The sequence below is a fragment of the Stieleria varia genome, from assembly GCF_038443385.1.
In the GTDB taxonomy this organism is placed as follows: domain Bacteria; phylum Planctomycetota; class Planctomycetia; order Pirellulales; family Pirellulaceae; genus Stieleria; species Stieleria varia.
The window spans coordinates 5,063,184-5,083,272 of sequence record NZ_CP151726.1; the positions used below are offsets into that span (position 1 = coordinate 5,063,184).

At 52.8% G+C, this 20,089-nt stretch carries 16 protein-coding genes and 1 tRNA gene; 13 read left to right on the forward strand and 4 right to left on the reverse strand.

Annotation, left to right across the window (positions count from 1 at the left end):
* On the reverse strand, positions 1 to 1,365 hold the full coding sequence (locus tag Pla52nx_RS17040) for a Gfo/Idh/MocA family protein (protein ID WP_146522133.1): 1,365 nt from the start codon (positions 1,363 to 1,365) through the stop codon (positions 1 to 3).
* Between the two features lie 240 nt (positions 1,366 to 1,605).
* Between Pla52nx_RS17040 and rsfS the strand changes: the two genes are divergently transcribed.
* From rsfS to Pla52nx_RS17070, 6 genes are all read left to right on the forward strand, one after another.
* Positions 1,606 to 2,139, forward strand: coding sequence for a ribosome silencing factor (gene rsfS, locus Pla52nx_RS17045; protein ID WP_231742307.1), 534 nt, complete (start codon positions 1,606 to 1,608; stop codon positions 2,137 to 2,139).
* 21 nt (positions 2,140 to 2,160) lie between these two features.
* Positions 2,161 to 4,155 carry an arginine--tRNA ligase gene (argS, locus tag Pla52nx_RS17050; protein ID WP_146522132.1) on the forward strand — a complete coding sequence of 665 codons (1,995 nt, stop codon included), beginning with the start codon at positions 2,161 to 2,163 and terminating at the stop codon, positions 4,153 to 4,155.
* Positions 4,156 to 5,116: 961 nt separating this feature from the next.
* Positions 5,117 to 5,512 (forward strand): hypothetical protein, encoded by a 396-nt coding sequence (locus Pla52nx_RS17055; protein WP_146522131.1) that lies wholly within the window; start codon positions 5,117 to 5,119, stop codon positions 5,510 to 5,512.
* 207 nt (positions 5,513 to 5,719) lie between these two features.
* On the forward strand, positions 5,720 to 7,216 hold the full coding sequence (locus tag Pla52nx_RS17060) for a serine/threonine-protein kinase (RefSeq protein ID WP_146522130.1): 1,497 nt from the start codon (positions 5,720 to 5,722) through the stop codon (positions 7,214 to 7,216).
* A 275-nt stretch (positions 7,217 to 7,491) separates the two neighbouring features.
* A tRNA-Cys gene (locus Pla52nx_RS17065) sits at positions 7,492 to 7,564 on the forward strand.
* 166 nt (positions 7,565 to 7,730) lie between these two features.
* Positions 7,731 to 9,017, forward strand: a complete 1,287-nt coding sequence (locus tag Pla52nx_RS17070) for a tyrosine-type recombinase/integrase (protein WP_197454906.1) — start codon at positions 7,731 to 7,733, stop codon at positions 9,015 to 9,017.
* Here Pla52nx_RS17070 and Pla52nx_RS32950 read toward each other — a convergent pair.
* The 3 genes from Pla52nx_RS32950 to Pla52nx_RS17080 all read right to left on the reverse strand — a co-directional run bounded on the left by Pla52nx_RS32950 (position 9,014) and on the right by Pla52nx_RS17080 (position 12,534).
* Positions 9,014 to 9,427, reverse strand: a complete 414-nt coding sequence (locus Pla52nx_RS32950) for a DUF1580 domain-containing protein (RefSeq protein ID WP_146522128.1) — start codon at positions 9,425 to 9,427, stop codon at positions 9,014 to 9,016. The two genes, Pla52nx_RS17070 and Pla52nx_RS32950, sit on opposite strands and share 4 nt — an antisense overlap.
* An 80-nt stretch (positions 9,428 to 9,507) precedes the next feature.
* Positions 9,508 to 9,927 (reverse strand): hypothetical protein, encoded by a 420-nt coding sequence (locus tag Pla52nx_RS17075; protein WP_146522127.1) that lies wholly within the window; start codon positions 9,925 to 9,927, stop codon positions 9,508 to 9,510.
* 303 nt (positions 9,928 to 10,230) lie between these two features.
* Positions 10,231 to 12,534 carry a DNA primase family protein gene (locus Pla52nx_RS17080; RefSeq protein WP_197454904.1) on the reverse strand — a complete coding sequence of 768 codons (2,304 nt, stop codon included), beginning with the start codon at positions 12,532 to 12,534 and terminating at the stop codon, positions 10,231 to 10,233.
* Between the two features lie 1,791 nt (positions 12,535 to 14,325).
* Here Pla52nx_RS17080 and Pla52nx_RS17085 point away from each other — a divergent pair.
* The 7 genes from Pla52nx_RS17085 to Pla52nx_RS17115 all read left to right on the forward strand — a co-directional run bounded on the left by Pla52nx_RS17085 (position 14,326) and on the right by Pla52nx_RS17115 (position 20,087).
* Complete coding sequence (locus Pla52nx_RS17085; RefSeq protein WP_146522125.1) at positions 14,326 to 15,270, forward strand: hypothetical protein; 945 nt, start codon at positions 14,326 to 14,328, stop codon at positions 15,268 to 15,270.
* Between the two features lie 737 nt (positions 15,271 to 16,007).
* On the forward strand, positions 16,008 to 16,883 hold the full coding sequence (locus Pla52nx_RS17090) for a hypothetical protein (protein WP_146522124.1): 876 nt from the start codon (positions 16,008 to 16,010) through the stop codon (positions 16,881 to 16,883).
* On the forward strand, positions 16,880 to 18,106 hold the full coding sequence (locus Pla52nx_RS17095; RefSeq protein ID WP_146522123.1) for a hypothetical protein: 1,227 nt from the start codon (positions 16,880 to 16,882) through the stop codon (positions 18,104 to 18,106). Before Pla52nx_RS17090 ends, Pla52nx_RS17095 begins: the two co-directional genes overlap by 4 nt.
* 38 nt (positions 18,107 to 18,144) lie before the next feature.
* Positions 18,145 to 18,597, forward strand: a complete 453-nt coding sequence (locus Pla52nx_RS17100) for a phospholipase D-like domain-containing protein (protein ID WP_146522122.1) — start codon at positions 18,145 to 18,147, stop codon at positions 18,595 to 18,597.
* A 303-nt stretch (positions 18,598 to 18,900) separates the two neighbouring features.
* Positions 18,901 to 19,035, forward strand: a complete 135-nt coding sequence (locus Pla52nx_RS17105; protein ID WP_261344269.1) for a hypothetical protein — start codon at positions 18,901 to 18,903, stop codon at positions 19,033 to 19,035.
* Between the two features lie 15 nt (positions 19,036 to 19,050).
* Positions 19,051 to 19,269 carry a hypothetical protein gene (locus Pla52nx_RS17110; RefSeq protein ID WP_231742306.1) on the forward strand — a complete coding sequence of 73 codons (219 nt, stop codon included), beginning with the start codon at positions 19,051 to 19,053 and terminating at the stop codon, positions 19,267 to 19,269.
* A gap of 533 nt (positions 19,270 to 19,802) precedes the next feature.
* Positions 19,803 to 20,087 (forward strand): transposase, encoded by a 285-nt coding sequence (locus Pla52nx_RS17115; protein WP_231742305.1) that lies wholly within the window; start codon positions 19,803 to 19,805, stop codon positions 20,085 to 20,087.
* Positions 20,088 to 20,089 lie beyond the last annotated feature (2 nt).

Genomic DNA, 20,089 nt, shown 5'->3' on the forward strand with positions numbered 1-20,089 from the left:
TCAAATCAGTTTGGTTTCACCGGGAACGGCAAACTTGGGCTCGGGACGGGACGCTTTCATGTCCAGCTTTTCCGGGAACAAATTCAGCTTTGACTTGTTGGTCAAGAAATCCCAAGTGACATCTTGCCCGGTGTACGCGGCGACGCGTCCAAGGGTTGCCGTCAGCGAACTCTCTGCGGTTGCTGCAAGTTCAACAATCGGCTCACCAGCTCGAATCGAGTCCACCAAATCCTTGTGCTCTTGTTTGTACGCCGCGCTGAGATCGCCTTTCATCGACCACAGTTCGTTGCCATCGCGATCCGTGATCGTTGCACCTTGATTCGCACCGTAGATCGTCGCGATGCCTTTGGTGCCGTAGATCACGTTGCTATTGTCACCCTTGGTTCCCGGAATCTGCCGACACTTGAACGAGATCATTCGATTGCCAGGATAGATGTAGTCGACGGAGATGCTGTCCCACATTTCGCTGCCTTCGGGACGAGTGAACCTGCCGCCGCTGCCGTAGGCTGATTCGGGCGGACCGCCCATGATCCAGTTGATCGTGTCGATGTTATGGACGGCTTGCTCGGTGATCTGGTCACCGGAGAGCCAGATGTAGTGCATCCAGTTAAACACTTGGTACTCCGTATCGGTCATGCCCTCTGGACGAGGCTTGAACCAGATACCGTTACTGCAGTATCGGGTGGTGCCGCCGACGATGTCGCCGATCTGACCTTCATGAATACGCTTGATCGCTTCGACATAGTTGGTCTGTCGACGATACTGGGTTCCGGTAACGATCGCTGTCTTGTTCGATTTGGCCTTGGCGTCAGCAAACAAACAGGTGCGGTAGCCGGCGGGATCGACGCAAGTGGGCTTTTCGGCGAAGACGTGTTTGCCAGCGTCGACGGCTTCGACCAAGTAGTCCGGTCGGAAGCCCGGGGGCATCGTCAGGAAAACCAAGTCGACATCGGGATCGTCCAAAATCCGCTTGTAGCCGTCGATGCCGACGTGCATTTTGGACGGATCCACATCGACCTTGCCCTCGAACTTTTTCAAGCGGTCGACGATTCCAAACTTGCCCTCGCTCAAATCCGCCAATGCGGTCAATTTGACGTTTTCGTTGATCGACAGTGAATCATTGATGGCTCCGGAGCCTCGCCCCCCGACGCCTACAACGCCGATCCGAACCACTTGCTTTTCCGTGTCCTCGGGTTCCGCGCCACGAACGGGCCGAGTGGAAACCATGCCGGCACCCGCGGCCAGTCCGGCCGACAGCACCGAACCTGACTTCAGAAAGCCGCGTCGCGTAGATGGCTGTTCCGAAGGAGCCTGTGCCTCGGTGGTGTCGATTTCTTGTTGCCGGGTGACGCTGCGTTCTTTCATTACACTTCTCAATAGCGGGGAGACTTTGGGGGGGGACTGAGCTCCGGGGAGATAGGTACCTCCAGCCGGAAATTGCTTTGGAGCCAGTGGACAATGCTCAGTCACCATGCCTTGCGACCATGCCTTGTGACCGTGCTTTGTCTCCGTCTCCAAAGGCCGCTGATAGCCGTGCGGCTTCCCTATCATAATGAAATCGCGCTGCCGACGTGACAGATTGAACAAAACTGATAGACTTTCGCCATGACTGAACCAAGCTCCCCCCCACCGTTGGATTCTGATGACTCGGGTACCCCCGTGGAATCTCGCACAGAATCACCCGACGCCTTAAAATCAGCAGCTTCTGAAACTAAGAGCGTATCGTCCAATCCGATGGTCAACCCGTCGCGATCGATTCGTCCACATGGCATCGCCGAATCCAAGAAACTTGCCGCAGCTGCTGCCCAAGTCGCCCTGGATAATAATGGCCAGGATGTCGTGGTCTTGGATGTCTGCCATCAATCTGCAGAATTCGATTTGTTTGTTTTGGTCACTGGCCAAAGTCGTCGGCAATTGCATGCCATCAGTGAACAGATCGATGATGCCTTGGAAAAGGACCTCGGCGAACATCGATTCGGGATCGAAGGCTACGACGAGAGCCGCTGGATTGTGTTGGACTATGGCAGCGTCGTGATTCACTTGTTCGATGAAGAAACCCGAGAGTACTACGATTTGGAGTCACTCTGGGCTGACGGCACATCCATCGATCTGGCCGATCTCGGTATCACGGTTCACTGATCAACGCGCTTAGTCCACTCAATGCACATCTCTCAACTTGTCAAACAACGTTTGCAGGATGCCCTGACAACGTGCCCAATCACAGCGTCTCTCGAGTCGCTTGATTCCTACGCATCCATGGTTCGCCCGACGACCGATCCCAAGTTTGGCGATTATCAAGTCAACTGCGCCATGCCACTGGCAAAGCTGGTCGGTTCGAATCCGCGAGAAGTCGCCGCAGGTCTCGTCGACGCACTGCAGGTGGCTGACCTTTGCAAACCACCGGAGATCGCCGGTCCTGGGTTCATCAACCTGACACTCACGGACGAATTCTTGCAGGATCAAATGCTAAGAATGCTTGCGGATCCCCGCTGTGGTGTTCCCGAGAGCGAAAATCCAAAACGCATCATTGTCGATTTCTCGTCACCCAACGTTGCCAAACCGATGCACGTCGGGCACATTCGCAGCACCGTGATCGGTGATTGCCTTGCACGCACCCTGCAGTTCCTAGGGCATCAGGTCATCACCGACAATCATTTGGGCGACTGGGGAACTCAATTCGGAATCATCATCTACGGATACAAACATTTCGGGGATGTAGCAGTCGTTCGCGAGAACCCGGTTGCAGAATTGTCCACACTGTACCGTCGTGTACACCAATTGATGGGATATCACTCGGCGAAGAAATCGATCGCCAAGCTGGAATCCGAAATTCAGGCCTTGAGCGACGAACACCACAGTGCCTTGTCGGCGGCCGATGCAGCGGACGGTGCCGACGCCAAAAAGAAACGCAAAGCGGCCGATGGACTTGTCAAAAAACGCAAGGCAGCCGAAGCCAAGCTGGAGGAAGCTCGGGAAAAGATCGATGCCGTGGAGCAGGACGCTGAACTGCTTGCCCTGGCAAAGCAGCATGTGGACATCGGACAACAGGTTCTGATCGAAACATCCAAGTTGCATTCTGGCGATCCAGAGAACTTGGCATTGTGGAACGAGTTTTTGCCGTTCTGTAAAGATGAGATCAATCGTGTTTACGATCGACTCAACGTGACCTTTGATCACGTGCTAGGCGAAAGCTTTTACCATCCCATGCTACAGGATGTCGTCGACGAATTGAAACAACGCGGGCTTGCCAAACTGAGCGACGACGCTGTTTGCGTTTTCTTGCCCGAGTTCGACGCTCCGATGATCGTGCAAAAGCGAGACGGAGCGTTTCTCTACGCCACGACGGACATCGCAACGCTGCGGTATCGACTCACCGAATTCAATCCCGATGAGATCCTGTATGTCGTGGATACTCGACAGGGCGAGCATTTCGATAAGCTGTTTGCCGTCGCTCGCTTGATCGGGATGGATCAAGTCAAATTGGTCCACGTGAACTTTGGCACCGTCCTGGGGGACGATGGCAAGCCGATGAAAACGAGAAGCGGCTCTTTGATTGGTTTGGAAAGTCTGCTCGATGATGCCGTCGCCGCCGCCTACAAAGAGGCTTGTGATCCAGATCGGTTGGCTAAGATGGACCCGCCGATGGACGAACCTGAGCGACGCGAGGTGGCCGATGTGATCGGTATCGCGGCAATCAAATACGCCGATTTGGGACACGAACGCACCAGCGACTACAAGTTCAACCTGGACAAAATGGTCGCTCTCAACGGAAACACGGCCACGTACGCTCAGTACAGCTATGCCAGGACGGTCGGGATCCTGCAAAAGAACGAAACGGACGAAGAGTCGGTTGCTGATAGAATGGCCCGTGACAGATTTACGATCACTCACCCCGCCGAACGTGCCCTATCGCTGGCCCTGTTGCGTTTCGAGGAGGCACTGCAGAGTGTCTATCAGGACTACGCGCCCAACCACCTAGTGGAGTACGTGTATTCGCTTGCCGAGACGTTCTCCAAGTTCAATGATCAGTGCCACGTCCTGAAGGCTGAGAGTGAAGCGATTCAAACGACGCGTTTGGCATTGGTAACGATGACCAAGCGAGTGCTGAAGCAAGCTCTGGAATTGCTCGGCATCAGAGTCGTCCGCCGCATGTGAGCACCGTTGGCCGTCGACGAGGTCACGAGTCCCGTCTCGCAGGACTCGTGACCTCGTCCACTACCGAATTGCCTCTTGAACGCACTGCGTCCGACAAAAAGGCCAACGCTGATTCGTTTTCTGGGTGGTCTGGCACCTGCACTACAGGACTGACTGATCCCAATTGATTGCACTGATCGGCCGCTGTAGATGCTTCGTTCACCGTTCGAGTGATACCACTACAGAGTGGCTGCATGCAGGTCACATGGTCGAGTTTTTCTCTGGCGCCAGAGGTTCGATTGTTTCTATCAGCGATTCGCATTTGTTCTCCGAACCTAGTATCCAGATGCGGACATCAAAGGAATATCGCTTGATTGTCAGGGTAAGAAATACACAATCACCGCTGCAATGGATTGCTCAGTACGACGTTCGATAGTGGAATCCGCTCATTGCGACATTCACTTTCATTCAATAGCTAAGGCTTACAAAGTCCTAATGGCTGCGATCGAATGAATCCGACGAGCGGACATCGTCTTTGTATCTCGTACCTACCTTTCTTGTGTAGAACGCCATCGGCTTTGAACTGGTCGCGAAATGATTGATTGACAACGTGTAGAGAGAGTATGAAATGGTGTATCAAGCCAAACAGCCATTGACATCATTTTTCCATGGCTTAGCTTTATCGCATACATTGCACACGTCATAACGAATGCGTGGGGACAGCTTCGACGTGCATCTGCTTCGTTAGGTATCTCTTTGCTGATCGGTTATTGAAGTCTTGGCTGTGACCTCAATGCAAATCGAACAGTCAGCAGAACGAAACAATCATGGTGCGAGAGTGGGAGGGTGCACTCTGATAAATGACGTGCGATGTGCAGATTCCGCGAATCTCACCTAAGAAATCGCGGATGCGAGTAGCGACAAAGTTTTCAACCCCACCGCCGCACGCACATGGTTGCGGCAAAACGAAAGGCAATCAGTCATGGCAAAGAAATCAGCAAGCGGCGTGAACAAGTCCAAAGAGATCCGTGATTATTATGCGGCGAATCCGAAGGCCAAGCCGAAGGAGATCGTAGAGGCAATGGCGGAAAAGGGAATCAACGTTTCGGCCCAATATGTCAGCACGATCCGCATCAACAGCAAAAAGAAATCCGGTAAGAAGACCGGCAAGAAACGTGGCCGCCCGGTGGGCAGCACAAAAGGCCGCCCAGTGGGTCGTCCAGCAGGCCGCCCCGCAGGACGCCCCCCATTGAGCAGCAAGTCCACCGACATGGTCAATGTGGACGCATTGCTCGCGGTCAAGAAAATGGTCGAGCAAGTCGGCGGAATCGACCAAGCCAAATCGGCGTTGAACGCCCTGGAAAAGCTGACCCGCTAATCGCAAGAAGTGGGGTGCAGGGACGTTCTATCCGCTAGAACCCTATCGATTGAACGATTACCAATGAAAAGAGGTCCCGTCTCGGGGCCTCTTTTGCGTTTGAGCATCGTTTCTGGGCAGTCGATGACCGCTGATCTGTGTAAACTGACGTCAGGCGGGATGTACTGATTCGCTTCTCATTATTCGCTGCAGACTTTCTTTTCACCTATGGAAACGCCCACAACTGACGAGTTTGCACGCCGCATCTCCAACGCTGGCCTTGCCGACCGCAGGGATGTCGATAGAGCATTGGGCGAAATCGGCGCTGATGCGACTTTGGAGGATGTGGTGACCGGCATGCAGCGGCGTGGCATCATCACGACGCTGCAAACCGAGAAGCTGCTCAAGGGCGATCGTCACGGATACTTCTATGGCGACTACAAAGTCCTTTACGTGATCGGTGCGGGTACGTTTGCTCGCGTGTACCGTGCCAGCAAAGGCGATGAAGTTTTCGCTGTGAAAGTGCTGCGGAAGCGATTTCGGGACGAAGCAAAAGAGTTGGAACAGTTTCTACGCGAAGGACGCATGGGTTTGCGACTTCGCCACCCAAACATTGTGTCGATCATTGACGTCATACCAGATGTCAGAAATCCGTTCTTGGTGATGGAGTTTGTCGAAGGTCAGACGCTCCGAGAGCTTGTGCGTTTGCGTGGAAAGCTGCCTGCCGACTTGGCATTGCGATTGATGGGCGAGATCGCGGCAGGGTTGGCTCACGCTGCCAGCCTCGGCATCTCTCACCGCGACTTGAAACTGTCCAACGTGCTCATCTCGTCGGATGGGAAAGCCAAGTTGGTGGACTTTGGGTTGGCCGCGTTGACGGACCGAAAGAACCCGGATCAGATCGCTGACTGTCCTAATGCCCGCGCCATCGACTACGCCGCATTAGAACGTGGAACGGGCGTGCGAAAGGACGACCCTCGTAGCGACGTTTATTTCTGCGGCAACATGTTGTATCACATGCTGGCCGGTCAACCCGCGTTGACGGAAACTCGTGACCGCTTGGCCCGTCTGAACATTTCCCGTTTCCAAGAAATCCGTCCGTTGCATGAATTGGTGCCCGATGTCCCCGGTGCGGCCAATCAAGTCGTCCAAAAGGCGATGGAGTTCAACCCCGACAAGAGACTGCAATCTGCCGCTGCGTTGCAGGCAGAGTGCCGCAAAGCACTTGAGATCCTGGAGAAGGGACCATCAGAACGTGATAACGATGGCTCGGCTGCTGGTGGTCATCATGATGATGACGACGTACCCACCAATGAGGGCGAAGGGTACGTCGTGATGCTGGTCGAATCCAAGGCCAATCTACAAAATGCCATCCGAGATCGGTTGAAAGCACGTGGCTACCGCGTCCTGATCATTCAGGATCCTGGCCGAGCGTTGGCTCGTTTTAACCCCCTGGACGATCCCCCGGCCGACTGTGTCATTTTCGGCTGCGCCGAACTCGGAACCTTGGCATTGGAAGCCCACAACCAATTTGCCAACGACGAGCACACGCGAAACATTGCAACGATCTTGCTGGCCGATCGAAAGCAAGCCAGGATCATCAGCGAAGCGCAGCGTGGCGAGAACCGGCGAATGCTCGCATTGCCACTCAAGGTCCGTGAGCTGCGAGCCGCGTTGATGCAGGTCCTGGCTGGAAAACAGCGTCGTCCACCGGGCACCTATTGAGTCGCCCGTTTCTAGGCGATCTGACGCCGGCAACGGGCCGTATTGGAACCGTTTTCTCGGGCAAAATGACGATCTAGAAAATTATCCGGTGCTCGGTTCAAGCTTTACACTGTTTGGAACCGATACCGTTTGTCATCCTCAGCCGGTTTTACTGGATGACAGGATCTTGACGATTGATCGGGGATGTCCTACTCTCCCCGTTACGGGCTCCCTAAATTGCCCAAACGGATCTGCCAGCATCAAGTAAACCAAGCTGCGAGCAGAGATCGTCTCCAGGCGACGTGGCCAAGTGGCTAAGGCGAAGGATTGCAAATCCTTTATTCGTGGGTTCGAATCCCACCGTCGCCTCTTCTATAAGTTGTTGCGGTAAAAAGACTTACCGCCTCTCGCCGGCATGTGGGCAAATCAGCGATTTCGGTATGATTCGGTGCGCACACCGAATCTGAATCTTTGGGTATTAACTCTAGCGAGCGAAAATCTTTACCCCAAGTATGCCACTGACGATGAGGTCGCAATGCACTACCGACAACCGAAGTACCAAAAACATGTCAGCGGGAAAGCTCGCGTATACCTTCAGGGCAAAGATCGTTGGCTCGGCAAGTATGACTCCCCAGAGTCCTACGCTAAGTACAACTATCTTGTCGGACTAGACATGGCTGGGTTGGTGATTGACGAGGAGCTAAACAAAGCCAGTCTTCCACCGTCCCCTCCAGAGGGATTCACTGTCAAAGTGGTCTGTGCGGAATTTCTCAAATACGCGAAGAATCATTACGTCAAGCACAATCCACTCACGAGCCGGATTGAGCAGACGAATGAATTCGACGCTATGGTCCGCGTCGTCAATACCGTCGTTCAGCTATTTGGCGACACGTTTGCACGTGACTTTGGCCCCCGTCGGCTCGAAGAAGTGCGTGATCACTACATCGCAAACTCAAACAAGAGCCGACAGACAATCAACAAGGACATCGGGCGAATAAAGACAATTTTCAAATGGGGAGCTGGGAAAGAACTTGTGCCAATTGAGGTGCACCAGGCACACACCTGTGTTACGCAATTAAAGAAGAACAAAACTCCAGGAGTTCACGATGCCCCCAAAATCGGCGCAGTTGATGACGACGTGTTGATTGCGACGTTTTTGGAGCTTCCGCCAGTCGTCGCCGCAATGGTCGACTTTCAGCTCCTCACCGGTGCGCGCCCAGGGGAAGTGGTGGCGATCCGTCCCTCCCTGGTGGATCGCAGCCGCGAAGTTTGGGAGTACCGCGTCGAGGGTGACAAAATGGAAGGGAAATTCGGCAAGGATCAAGGTGACCGGGTCGTCATGATCGGGTTACGAGCCCAACAGACATTGCAACGGTACATGGATCGCCCCAGTGACCAGTTCTGCTTCTCACCTGCAGAGAACGCGAAATTGGTGCGAGATATTCGCACGCGAAAGCAATTGGGCCTCCCGCCAGATGCGCCGCTTCCCGAGCCCAAAAGGCAAAATCGAAAGAAGGCCAATCCTCGGCGACCGCCAAAAGACTTCTACACGACAGGGTCATACGGGCAGGCGATTCAGCGAGTCGCAGAGAGAGTGTTCCCTTTTCCCGATGGACTCACCCCCGAGGAGAAGGAGGCGTGGAAACGCCGACACCATTGGCGTCCGAATCGATTGCGTCACAAAGCTGCAACTTCCATACGGGCACAATTTGACACTGATACGGCTCGTGTGCTGCTGGGACACAAAGAAGCCTCCACGACGTCAATCTATGCCGAGCAAGATCTCGTGCGGGCTCGGCAAGCGGCACTCGCTGCAGGCTAAGTCGCGATGCCAAATGAAGCAAGCACATCGTCAGCAGCCGCATTGGTCCTTCGGATTTCATCATCGACAAGCGTGCTGTAATTGCGAGGGCTATCGCAGCTGAGTGCATCGATGAACTCGCATACCCAAGTGCGTCGAGTGCGTTTGCACCCCATGAAGAACGCAGTTCGAAGGTGGACTCCTTTTAAGCCTTTGTTCACCCATCGGTAAACTGTGCCAAGGTGCGGGAGTTCACCCGTCAGCTCCTCAATGATGGCTGGTACGTCCCTCAGACGAATTAGCAAATCCAATCTTAAATCTCCTTTGTTCAGTGTAAGAAATGAGGCCGTGCTGGGTCTGTGTAGGCTCAGTACATAAAGATTATCCAAAAGCACGGCTTGACGGTTACTCGTGTCTTTAAGGCCAAGCACAGGGAGCCGTCATCAAGGCTGGTTTGCAGAAACCGAAACCTGTCGACGACTCCCTGCACTAGAAGCAACGAACAGCAGCATTAGCCGTTCTGCAGTCTGCCTTCTGGCGCGCTATCTATGCTTTGTTGGATTGCATAGATCAAACTATCAGCCAGATTCCCGAAGTCTTTCTGGCTAAGGATTGGCCGCGTATGGTCCAGCACGATGCCAATTAGAACCCTTGCGATGGCAACTACTTCAGTCCGAGGGATGAGATCGCGGCTAACCTGAGCATGACTCAAGGCGGCATTGGAGCATTTTGCCAATGTCGACATCAGCTTTTCGGCCAATGCAAAGTTGCCACTGTTGACTGATTCTTGGACCATCATTCGTAAAATGGCGATGTCGTCCGAACCCATCAGGGCATAGTCACCCTTAAGGCGGTCCAGCTCAGCTTGCGTGCCTTTATCGATAAGCCGGTAACGATCTATTGCTGTTTCCGGAATCGTGACTTCAGACATGAGAGCCCACCTCCCTTCGGCCGTCAGCGTGTGTGTCGCTGTCGATGATTATCCCATTCGACGCAGCGTTTCCCGTGGTTCGACGGCCAATTTGGCTACGCTCCCCGGTAGGCACTAAGAATGTTCCGCATTCAGGTTCTCGGGCGTTGGAATCACTGAAGACACTATTCGAATCGACCTCTAACTCGCGATCGAGCAGTTTGGTTTTCATGGACTGCCCCCTTCTTCCGGCCTTCCGAGCCAAGAGTGTGTCAGTTGCTGCTCGATAGAACAAAACTCGAGCACACTTTTTAGTAAATCGCTTCATACAGCCAGCTCCATCGGACGCAACCCCTTGACTACGCGTGGACGCTCAACCCTAGTGATGCTTGGGTCGTGGTAAACTCTGTGACTTCCTACTGACTCAGCGAATGGATTGTTTAGCTTTCCTGAATTGAGTAGTTTCGGCTCCGCTTCAATCAGCCGCTTCGCCAGCTTACCGGGAGTCGGTTTGTCAGCTTCTTCATTCCAGTCCTCGTAAAGACGTGCGATGAGGTGATGACTTGTACACGCGGACTCATCAAGTTCAAAACACTCATCAATGAAGCTCTTAAGCGGTGCGGACTCTCTCGAAAGTGAGTCACTGAATTCCTGCCAACTTTTTGGCTGAGTAAAACGCCCACCGTTCAATTCGAGGCGCCGCACCCCAGCCAAGGCCCAATTTACAATCCCAGGGAGTTGAGCATGCAATTCTGCCTCAAGACCATGATCGGGATTTCCTGCAAAGGACTCGGTGAATCGAGCATATCGCATCCGACGCTGCAACGCCCCGGACTCATCTTCAAGACAGAGCATTTGATTGCTAATCATCAAAATTGGAGCTGAAAATCGCACCGTTATTTCTGGGCGATTCTTCCGATTAAGTGGCATGTCATCTCCCGCTGACATCTGCTTCAGGAAAGAAATGACTTGCGAGCTAGAACGCCCGATATTCCCATCTGCTTCGTTTACAATAATCAACCGCTTGTTGAACGAGTTTTCCAATGCGAAGTCACCCGTGAGTTTTGCCAAGGCGATTGACCCTGTGGCAGACTGTCCGCCAACGATAGCTATGATCAGTCTCGCCAAGACTCCCTTGCCAGCTCCAGTCGCACCCAAAAAGAGGACAATCACTTGCAAACAGCGGGATGAGAAGCATAGGTAACCTACGTACTCTTGCAATGTGCAAAGTTCTTCCTCTGTCATCCTCAAAGATCTAAGAAACTCTTTGAAGCGAGGCGATTCAGCGTCTGGCTCGTAGTTGCACGGTGTTCGATCGCGAATGAAGTACTTTGGGTCGTGATCGAACAGTTCACCAGTCGCAATGTCCAGGACTCCATTGTTGAAGGCGAAGAGTGTTGAGATGTCGGCTCCGTCACGTCTGAACTTTGATTTGCAGTGATCGGTCCTATACCGGCCTTGAAGATGTCGGACTACCGTTTTTGTGTGCGCATCGCTTAGATCTTTAGGGGTCGTCGCAGTGCCTGCACGTTGCATTTTTAGGTGGTGGTCTCGGAGATTCTTCGTGCCAACCTTGATCGCAAGAGCCCGTAGTTCGTCAGGCGAGACTTCCTGGTAGCACCCCTTACTATAGATATAGTCCTGCCCATCGTGGTGAATGTAGTTGTATTGTGCAGCGAGACTTTCTGCCGTAACAAGCGAATGGTGAATCGGGTACTCAATGCCGTCAATCAACGTTGGTTGATGAAGGAATTCCTCAAACTTCTCACCAAAGAGCTCTTCAAGATCTGTGAGCCCTCGTGACTTGCAGTTCGCCTCGAAGCACTTGAACCGCAACTGTCCATCGGAGCAAACCAAAAGTGAGGCGTTCGCGTCTTCTTGCCCTCGGAAGGGGCACCTAGCAAAATCAAGAGTGTACAGTATGCCGTCTTGCTTTTTCTCTCGTAGGGTGACTGGATGCCCGTGTTTGTTGCACCACTCAATTATGGCGTCTAAGTCAATCATCGTGTTGGACAACGCACCGAGCTTGGATTCCGATACGTCGCCGCCGAGTTCACCGATGAGACGCCTCAGTTCTTCCAGCGTCATTTCGCCATCACCATTGTCAATCACTTCACAAACACGACCGGACTTTGGATTGATCGAGCCTTCCACTCGCATCAGTCTTGCAAGGTCGTTAACCGTTGTGTCGACTTTAACGATATTGTTGTCGACGAGAAGGTTGACGCATTTCTGAAATGCTTGGAGATCGCGCTGTCCCTCTGGCGGGATGTCGCATGGCCAGAGGAGCCAGTAGCCTCGGCCAGAGAAAAAGGTTCTAGGCTTGGGCACACCCAGTTCCGTAAGTCTCTCGACGACCTTCTTAACCTCGCGCAGCGCCGCTTCGGACTGATCATCGCTGTCAACAAGATCGAAGTCGACAAACATTTTGGTGTACCGATCGTGGTCACTGTTGCGAGTTCTTTTGCCCAGCTTTGTGCCGTTTCGAGGGCGATTCACAGGGCAAAACATCCCCTTTGAAGTAGGTCTCTGCTTTTCGAGAACTTGAGCCTTTTCTTCGTCAGAGTTCACAACGAAGTAACGTACGTAATTCTCTTGCAACTCAGTAATTGTGTATGGATATTCCATGTTTCTTTTTTGGCCTGCAGTTAGATCACCGATGACTCCAGCAGACCTATTGGGGTTTCGGTGTTTGCTCGTCGGTGCGAGCTCAATAACCCGACGATGAACGTGTTCATGCCGGTGTATACAGCAAGTTGTGACCAGGAGTCGCATGTAGAATGTCTCTTGCCTACTTGCTCTCCCTGAATCGGTTTGAGGTTCAATCAGTCATCAATGTCGCCCGGTAGGGGAGTTGGTGCACTTGGTTCGGTCGTTTCCAACTCAGCGAACGCTATTGCTACAAGGCGTGTATGTGGTCTCTCTCGTTAATATTTTTTGGAGTTGAAAATAGCTACACCAAGTGAACCAGCTCAGATCTACCCCGGAAAAGACGGTGTTTTCGCGATTTCCAGACTGCACCACTTTGTCCACCAAGGTTCAGGAAAAGTGAGCCAACTGATGGCCAGAGAGCACGCGATTTCGCAATTCGGTGATCCCCCAGTGATTTGGACGTGATTTATCGACCAATGGCCTAGATAACAAACCCAATCGCTGGACCAAACTCCGGTCATCTCCATCCTTCCGAGCACCGTAGCTGTGGCGGCCCTCTGACGGCCTGTAACAAGACGAGCGCGGCTATCGGTTCAAAGAGCGTTCGTCACTCAACAGGTACACACTGGCCCTCTTGGGAGCTCAAGAACGCTGTAAACAGAGCCCCGATGTCGATGCGACGAAAGCCTCTCTCACGACACCTCATGAAAAAGCGCGCTATCTTAAATCGTCGATAAACAGCCCCTTTTTCCCACGCCACAGATCGTCAAGCACCGCAGGAGCAGAACGCCCCATACTGAACGCCAGGTCTTCAATGCGACGATATCGCTTTACTTTTCCTCGATCAATTCGAACACAAGGCTGATCAGTTCGGCACCGTGGGTCTGCGTTAAGCAACCACATGGGATGCTCTCCGCACCAAGTAGCGATTTGCCGAACACGTAAGCGTGCTAGGGATCTCACTATGGATATCGGCATAGAACCAGCGGGTAAGAATCGATTGCAAACAGGTGGCATCTCCTCAAACATTCGGAGCCAAGCCGTAAGCCTATTGTCAAAGCTGAACCTGCGGTTCCAGTGATCTTCAGGATCTCCGTACCCAACCCAAACTGGCAGATTCTCACTCTGCCACTCCCACACTCTCATTTAACGCTCCTATCTGCTCAATAAATACTCCACATAGTCCCGAACCGTCCCGACCGCCCACCACTGGTACAGCCATGTCCAAGACCATCATTAACCACACTCTCTCGACTCCGCCGATGCTGAGATTGCCCCGAGCATCTGGATGTGTCACAACGAATTTGTGTTTCTTGGAAGCTTCCAGCCGGCAAAAACAATACTGTCCTCAAAACCGTTCGTGCGGATGATATTGCAAAACACTAAAAACTCTGAAGGAACAGAAGCCATCGCCAGTGCCGAATGCCCTGTCACTCAAGTGACGTCGCCAAGCGGGTGTGCAATCCGAAAATCTCGAAATTCTTTGTGTTTTTTTCCTTGGCCTCAACCGTCGCAAAACCCTGTGCTAGGCGTGCCCATTCCGTCACCCTCCAGCCACGAGAGTCGATTCCGACAGCGGACAGACTTGGCTTCAGACTGAATGCTCATAATGAAAGCTTGACCTAACGAATCGTCGAAATCATCCTCGAAGCTCAATGTCTCTGGAGCTTCGTGAAGCCCATCAAATCCAGCCGCGTCCATTCTGCAGAATTGCACTCCCCTCTGAGCCCTTCTCGGCGATACCCTGCCACGCTTCATTACCGATCCATGAATCAACTGCCTTACACCCCCGAAGCTTGTAGCTGCAAAGACGAGGCAAGTAACGATGTCGAGAATCGCGCGAAACGAACGAGGCTTTTGGTTTCAATATTCCTAGGCGTGGGATTAGTGTTCTTTCTATGCTGGGGACTAGTGCTCACTTACCACCTCAACAACCCGACATCGACAGCGCAGTTTGGAGACGGCTTCGGCGTCGTTAATGCTTTCTTTTCCTCGATGGCGCTCGCAGGCGTGATTGCAGCCTTGATCATTCAAGCAGGCGAATACAAGCTTGCTGAAACAGACCGAAAGGAGGGCCTGAAAGCGCAGGAAATTATTGGGCGACAACAGTACGCTGCGTCGTTAACCGCAGCTATCAACTCCTTGACAGAGCTCAATCGTGATCGCCGAGTCGAGCGGAAGCTCGCGGACCAAGACGCCAACTACATGCGAATGGTAGTCGATCAAGGGCGAATGAGATCGATTCTGCTTGCTTTGGTTCAGTCACTGGAGACGTATAACCCAAGCTCGAATGCGCCAGTTGAACTACGACTCGATACTGAGCAACGGCGGCTCCGTAATACCCTCGCAGAGATCAGTGATCAGCTGATCGATTTTGCCGAGATCTGTGAGAAACATGCTGTTTACATTGCTGATGAAGTTAAGCCGGATATCGACGAGTTGATTCACGCTGCAAGTAGCGAAGTCAAGTCGGCTGCTTCCACTATTCTTGCCCCCGACTTTGTAGACAAGCATCTACGGGAGCAGGTGCCTTACTTCAGGGCGACCTTGTCGTACTTGTCCAGCTGCCCGATAGATCAGACGCTCGGAGATAGGTATCCCGACCGCATCATTGCAGCCAAACGGCTGATCGAGGTCCGTAGCGATGCAATGGAAGCAGTTGCGACATTATCGGGCGTATTCTTCGATGAGGCATCCAGGGAGGAATCTTGAACAGCATTGTAATCGGGCACGTTGCGTTTTCGATTTGCTCTGCCGCAAACTCGCGGGCAATGATGCGTGCAACGCTTGGTTGGAGCAGGGGCCAAGCTCCTCTTACTCTTGCTTGACTGAAACGCCGAGATCCACATGCTACCGGTATCGAAGCTCGCACTCGATGTCTCTTGAAGGAAAAAAAATCTCGACACCCCACCGGCTGTCCACCACTGTTGAGAAGCCGAATTCTTTTGTCAGTACGTAGCGATTCCACTACTTTCTTCATCCTATTTTACGGTGTGATCCTCTAGTAGGTTTTGTATTCGCGTTGGGCTCGATTTCCTGAAATAAGTTTTTTTGACGTCGAAGCCCGTACCCGACGGTACCGGCTTGATCAAGGCTGCAATCAAACCATCGGCACGTTCTCTGAACGTCCGAGCCTGACGGCCCAATAGGCGTGATTGCAAAACAATACTTTCTCGGCGAATGGCTAGGCTTTGGAGCTATTTCGTCTTGCGACTCCATACGTTTGCGTTTGACGAAGACTTCTTTTTTCCATGGCTGTGTAGACGGACCCCAGTGGATCTGCGATCCAAAACAGCCTACATCGGGAGTTCGAAATCACTAGCTCGCTCTCTTCGGAATCTTCGAGTGTGCTAAAAGGACCCGAAGCTCACTCGCAGTGCAATTCCCAAGAGCTTCGGAGCAGTAAGCCGATCACCGTCTACGCGGAAGATCTGGTAGACTTTCAATCCATGATGCAAATACTTCTGATCTTGATGCTTCTTGTCATTGCCGGGTGTGACCATTCTGCAGGGACTGCACTATCAGATTCGCGTCAATGTCAGCCTTCACCAGTCCCGGCCCGCCCGGAAACTGCCGACACGATCCGCATCCTGGCTTGGAACGTCGAATCAGGCGGAGCCGATGCTGAAGTGATATTTTCGCAGATGCGTCAAATGGGCACCTACGATGTTTGGGCATTGAGCGAGGTCTCACCAAGAGCCCTTGGGACCTACGCCGATGCTTTGGTGGCCTCGTTCCAGTCTGAGGAGAGCACACCGGGCAGAGCCGATCGCCTTCGATTCCTATTCAATCGAGAACGTTTCGAGTTGATCGGAGTTGAGGAACTTAACCAAGAGGGTAGGTTCCGGTTGAACGACGGCAACCACCGGTCGCCGCTTGTGATCCAACTCTTGGAACGCGAGACGAAAACCACGTTCCAAATTACGGTAAACCACTTGGCCCGCCGTCGCGCCGAGCTGCGGGAGGAGCAAGCCTCCGGACTCCGAGAGTGGGCGAGACGTCAGACGATACCGAGTATTGCTAATGGCGACTTCAACTTTGATTACAGTTTCGAAACACAGTCCGGAAATGATGCGTTTACGGCGATGGTGCGTGATGGGGTGTGGTTATGGGTCAAGCCCCAAGAGTCGATCGATACCAACTGGTCTGACTCGAACAATGACGGCATCGACAACTACCCCGATTCAATGTTGGGCTTTGCGTTCGCCGCTGGTCCAGCGCGGGATTGGAGCCCGATGTGTCGCGTAATTCAACGTGACGGCGATTTCCCCCATAACGAAGCAACGAGTGACTACAGCCCCACCGAACTGACTCTGAGACCATGACAATCAACCTGCGATTATTTGTCTTGCCTTTGGCAACACTTGCATTAGCTCTCGTATCGACAGTCAACGCAGATGGACCTGTACGTGATTGGACCCTGATGCGTGGAACCTTCGAAGAGGATGCTGGCTACAGCGTGAAAGTAGAGCATTGTGGTCGAGTAAACGTGGTAGGCCGCACTCAAGGTGCTTTTGACGGCTACGTAAATCCAGGTGGGAATGACGCGTATCTGCTGTCCTTTTCGACTAGCGATCCACAAAATGTAACGATAAATCAATGGCACAGTGGCAACAACGATCGCGCCACGGGAGTCGACGTCGACCCCTGCGGCAATCGTTTCGTCGTAGGCAGCATGGGCGACCTAGGTCATGAACGCGGCTTCGTTCGGAAATTCGACGTCCGAGGACACTGCGTCTACCACCGCGAATTCCATTTCGGACATAGAACACTTCCCGAGGACTGCGTGGTCGATGGATCAGGCACCGTCTTCGTCTATGGTCGAGCCTCAACTCTTGAAGCAGTTACGTTCGTTTTCATCCAGGTCTACGACTGCAATGGGCGATTACGAAAGACGCTCAAACTTGGCCATGACAGTTTCGCACAGCCAACTGCGGGCGAAATCACGCTCGATCATTGCGGGAGGCCCATAATCGCTGGGTACACAAACGGGCCATTGGCAGGTATTAATGTGAACGGGCGTTCTGATGGGTTTATCGCAAGAGTGTCGCACAATCTCGAATGGGATTTTGTACAGCTTTCGGGCTTGCCTGGAAACGAACTTTCCAGCGGTGTCACCGTAATGCCCGATGGCCGAATATTGACGACAGGGGCGAGACGGGTCGTGGTGGAAGGCAGCCAAGCAAACAATAGGCGATCGGATGCCACAGCGACAGCAATTGACCGCATCTCCTACCCGAACTTTATAGTTGACTGGGGAATTGATGGCAGCACTCGACGCGAGTTGATCACTTCACTGAATGGTGGAGGGCATAGTATCTCAGCGATTTCAAACGAGCACGCTTTCATTTCTTCAGCGACGTTCGTTGCCAAGGTTAATATTGATTCGGGCGCGGTTGAGTGGAAGGAGGCCTTCCCATGGACGACTGGCGGCAGTTGCGTAGACGCTCTCGGTCGATTTTATGTGACGGGGGCCGCAAACTACCCCATGCATGGCCAGCCTGTGAAAGGCAAAAATGATGTTTTTGTTGTTCGATATAGCCGCTAATTAGCGTCGCGGTCACTCATCCGAGTCATTCTGAAGCCATGCGATTTCTCCTAGTTCTACTTTTCGCAAGTCCCGTTTCTGCTGTTGGCGTCGTATTGGCACCATTTAAGGGGTTACCAGAGGCGATCGAGCATGCCTTGAACGCAGCAGACAGTTCGATCGATCTTGACATTTACGGTTTTAGCGATACCCGTACACGAAAGAAGCTCGGAGATGCAGCGAATCGAGGTGTCACGGTACGCGTGATCCTTCACGCTGCAAAGAATCGAATCAAGCTAGCCAAAATGATTGAGGACGTTGGTGGGGATGTTTATTTCGTGACGAAAGTGATGCACCAAAAGTTCGTTATCTGCGATCGCAAACGATTGCTCACCGGGTCATCGAACTGGCTCCGTGGAGGCTACTCCAGATACGATGAAGACTTACTGACTTTCGGTGAGAACGATAGTGAATTCGTTGATGCGTTCCATTTTGAGTTTGAAGAGGTTTAGAGCCAAGCGAAGGATTTTGGCGAGTTCCGATTCTCGGAAAAGCAGGCTGCCGAATCTGACGCTGACGTCAAATTCACCTCGGCAACTATGACGGCCACACACCACCGAGGGCAACCTACCTTCAAAACTAGCGCAGGCCTACCTGGAATTTTGCGGTCCATCCGGGAAGCTCGTGGGTTGGGTCGAAGTTTCCTCAAAGGAGAATCACCGTGCAAGATAGGGAACTGTATCAGCAAATACTGGGACTCCGCACGCCCTGGTCTGAGAGCGACGTTAAACTTGATGCCGCGTTGGTTCCTCTTCGTGACTAACTGGACCGAGGATTCTCGCGGTGCCGACGAGCTGCTCGCTCACTACCGCAAGCGTGGCACGTTCGAAGTCCGGCTTGGCGAGTTTAATGAGTCGATTGGCGTTCACTTGTCGGCGCAAGGCTTCTAGGAAAACGAAGCGACAATGCTGCTTGCGTTGAAGGTTTTCAATCTGAATACGATCTGTCGTAATGAGCTTGAGGATTCAATTGGTGGTGATCGGGACATGCGAAGTTTCGTTGGGTCCGTGCTGAAGGTCGGCGGCTGGATGGTCAAGCATTCGCGGAGACTGGTTCTGCGGATCGCTCAGTCAGCCGAGCCGCTGTGGTCACGCCTGATCGAGCGTATTGAGGCTGGCAACTGACGCTGCCTAAACCGATTGTTGACCAAGGCTTCATGCCTCCCCGGAGCACGCCCACCTGCGCGAAGTGCTTCGTTAGTAACGGCCCCCATCGACACGAAAAGCGACTCTGGGGAGGGGCCGTTGTGCGATCACAGCCAGAATCAACGCCAAAATCACGAGCAGCGACGCATACGACCGAGCCTTCAACAAAGACAATAGATCCTACACGCTTGGTCAATAATGCGGGGTCAAAGCATTTGCATCTCAATTGCTTTTTCACAAGGCGTTGCGCTCACCACCCGCTCATCGAGCTGGGCCGCCATCTCCTGGTTCTCAGCTTCTTTCTAATTGCTGTAGCTCTACAAGTCGGGCGAAATGGAGTTAGTTTTCATCAACCGTAGATGCAAGTCGCTGAGCAATATGGTCCACTCCAGTTCTGTCAAACAACGAAACAACCGAAGCAGTTGAGTCTCTGAGGTGGTGCCGTTTTTGGGGGCCACCAGGAAGCTAGAGATTTGGTACAACGATCAATCACTAGCACATGGAGACCAAGGATGGCCAAGAAAGCAAAAACACGTCGAGTGTACGATGAAGACTTCAAGCGAGATGCAGTGCAAATGCTCCTCGATGGACACTCTGCAAAGTCGGTAGCCGAACGTTTGGGCATTTCCTGCCCAACCATCATCCGTCGCTGGAAAACACAGCAATTGGCGGAAGCGGGGCCCGTGGCCGACGTGATGGATGCTCGGGTCAAAGAATTGGAGAATGAGCTGCGCCGCGTCGAACGAGAGCGAGACGTTTTAAAAAAAGCGTTGATCATTTTCGGCCGCAACGAGTAGCT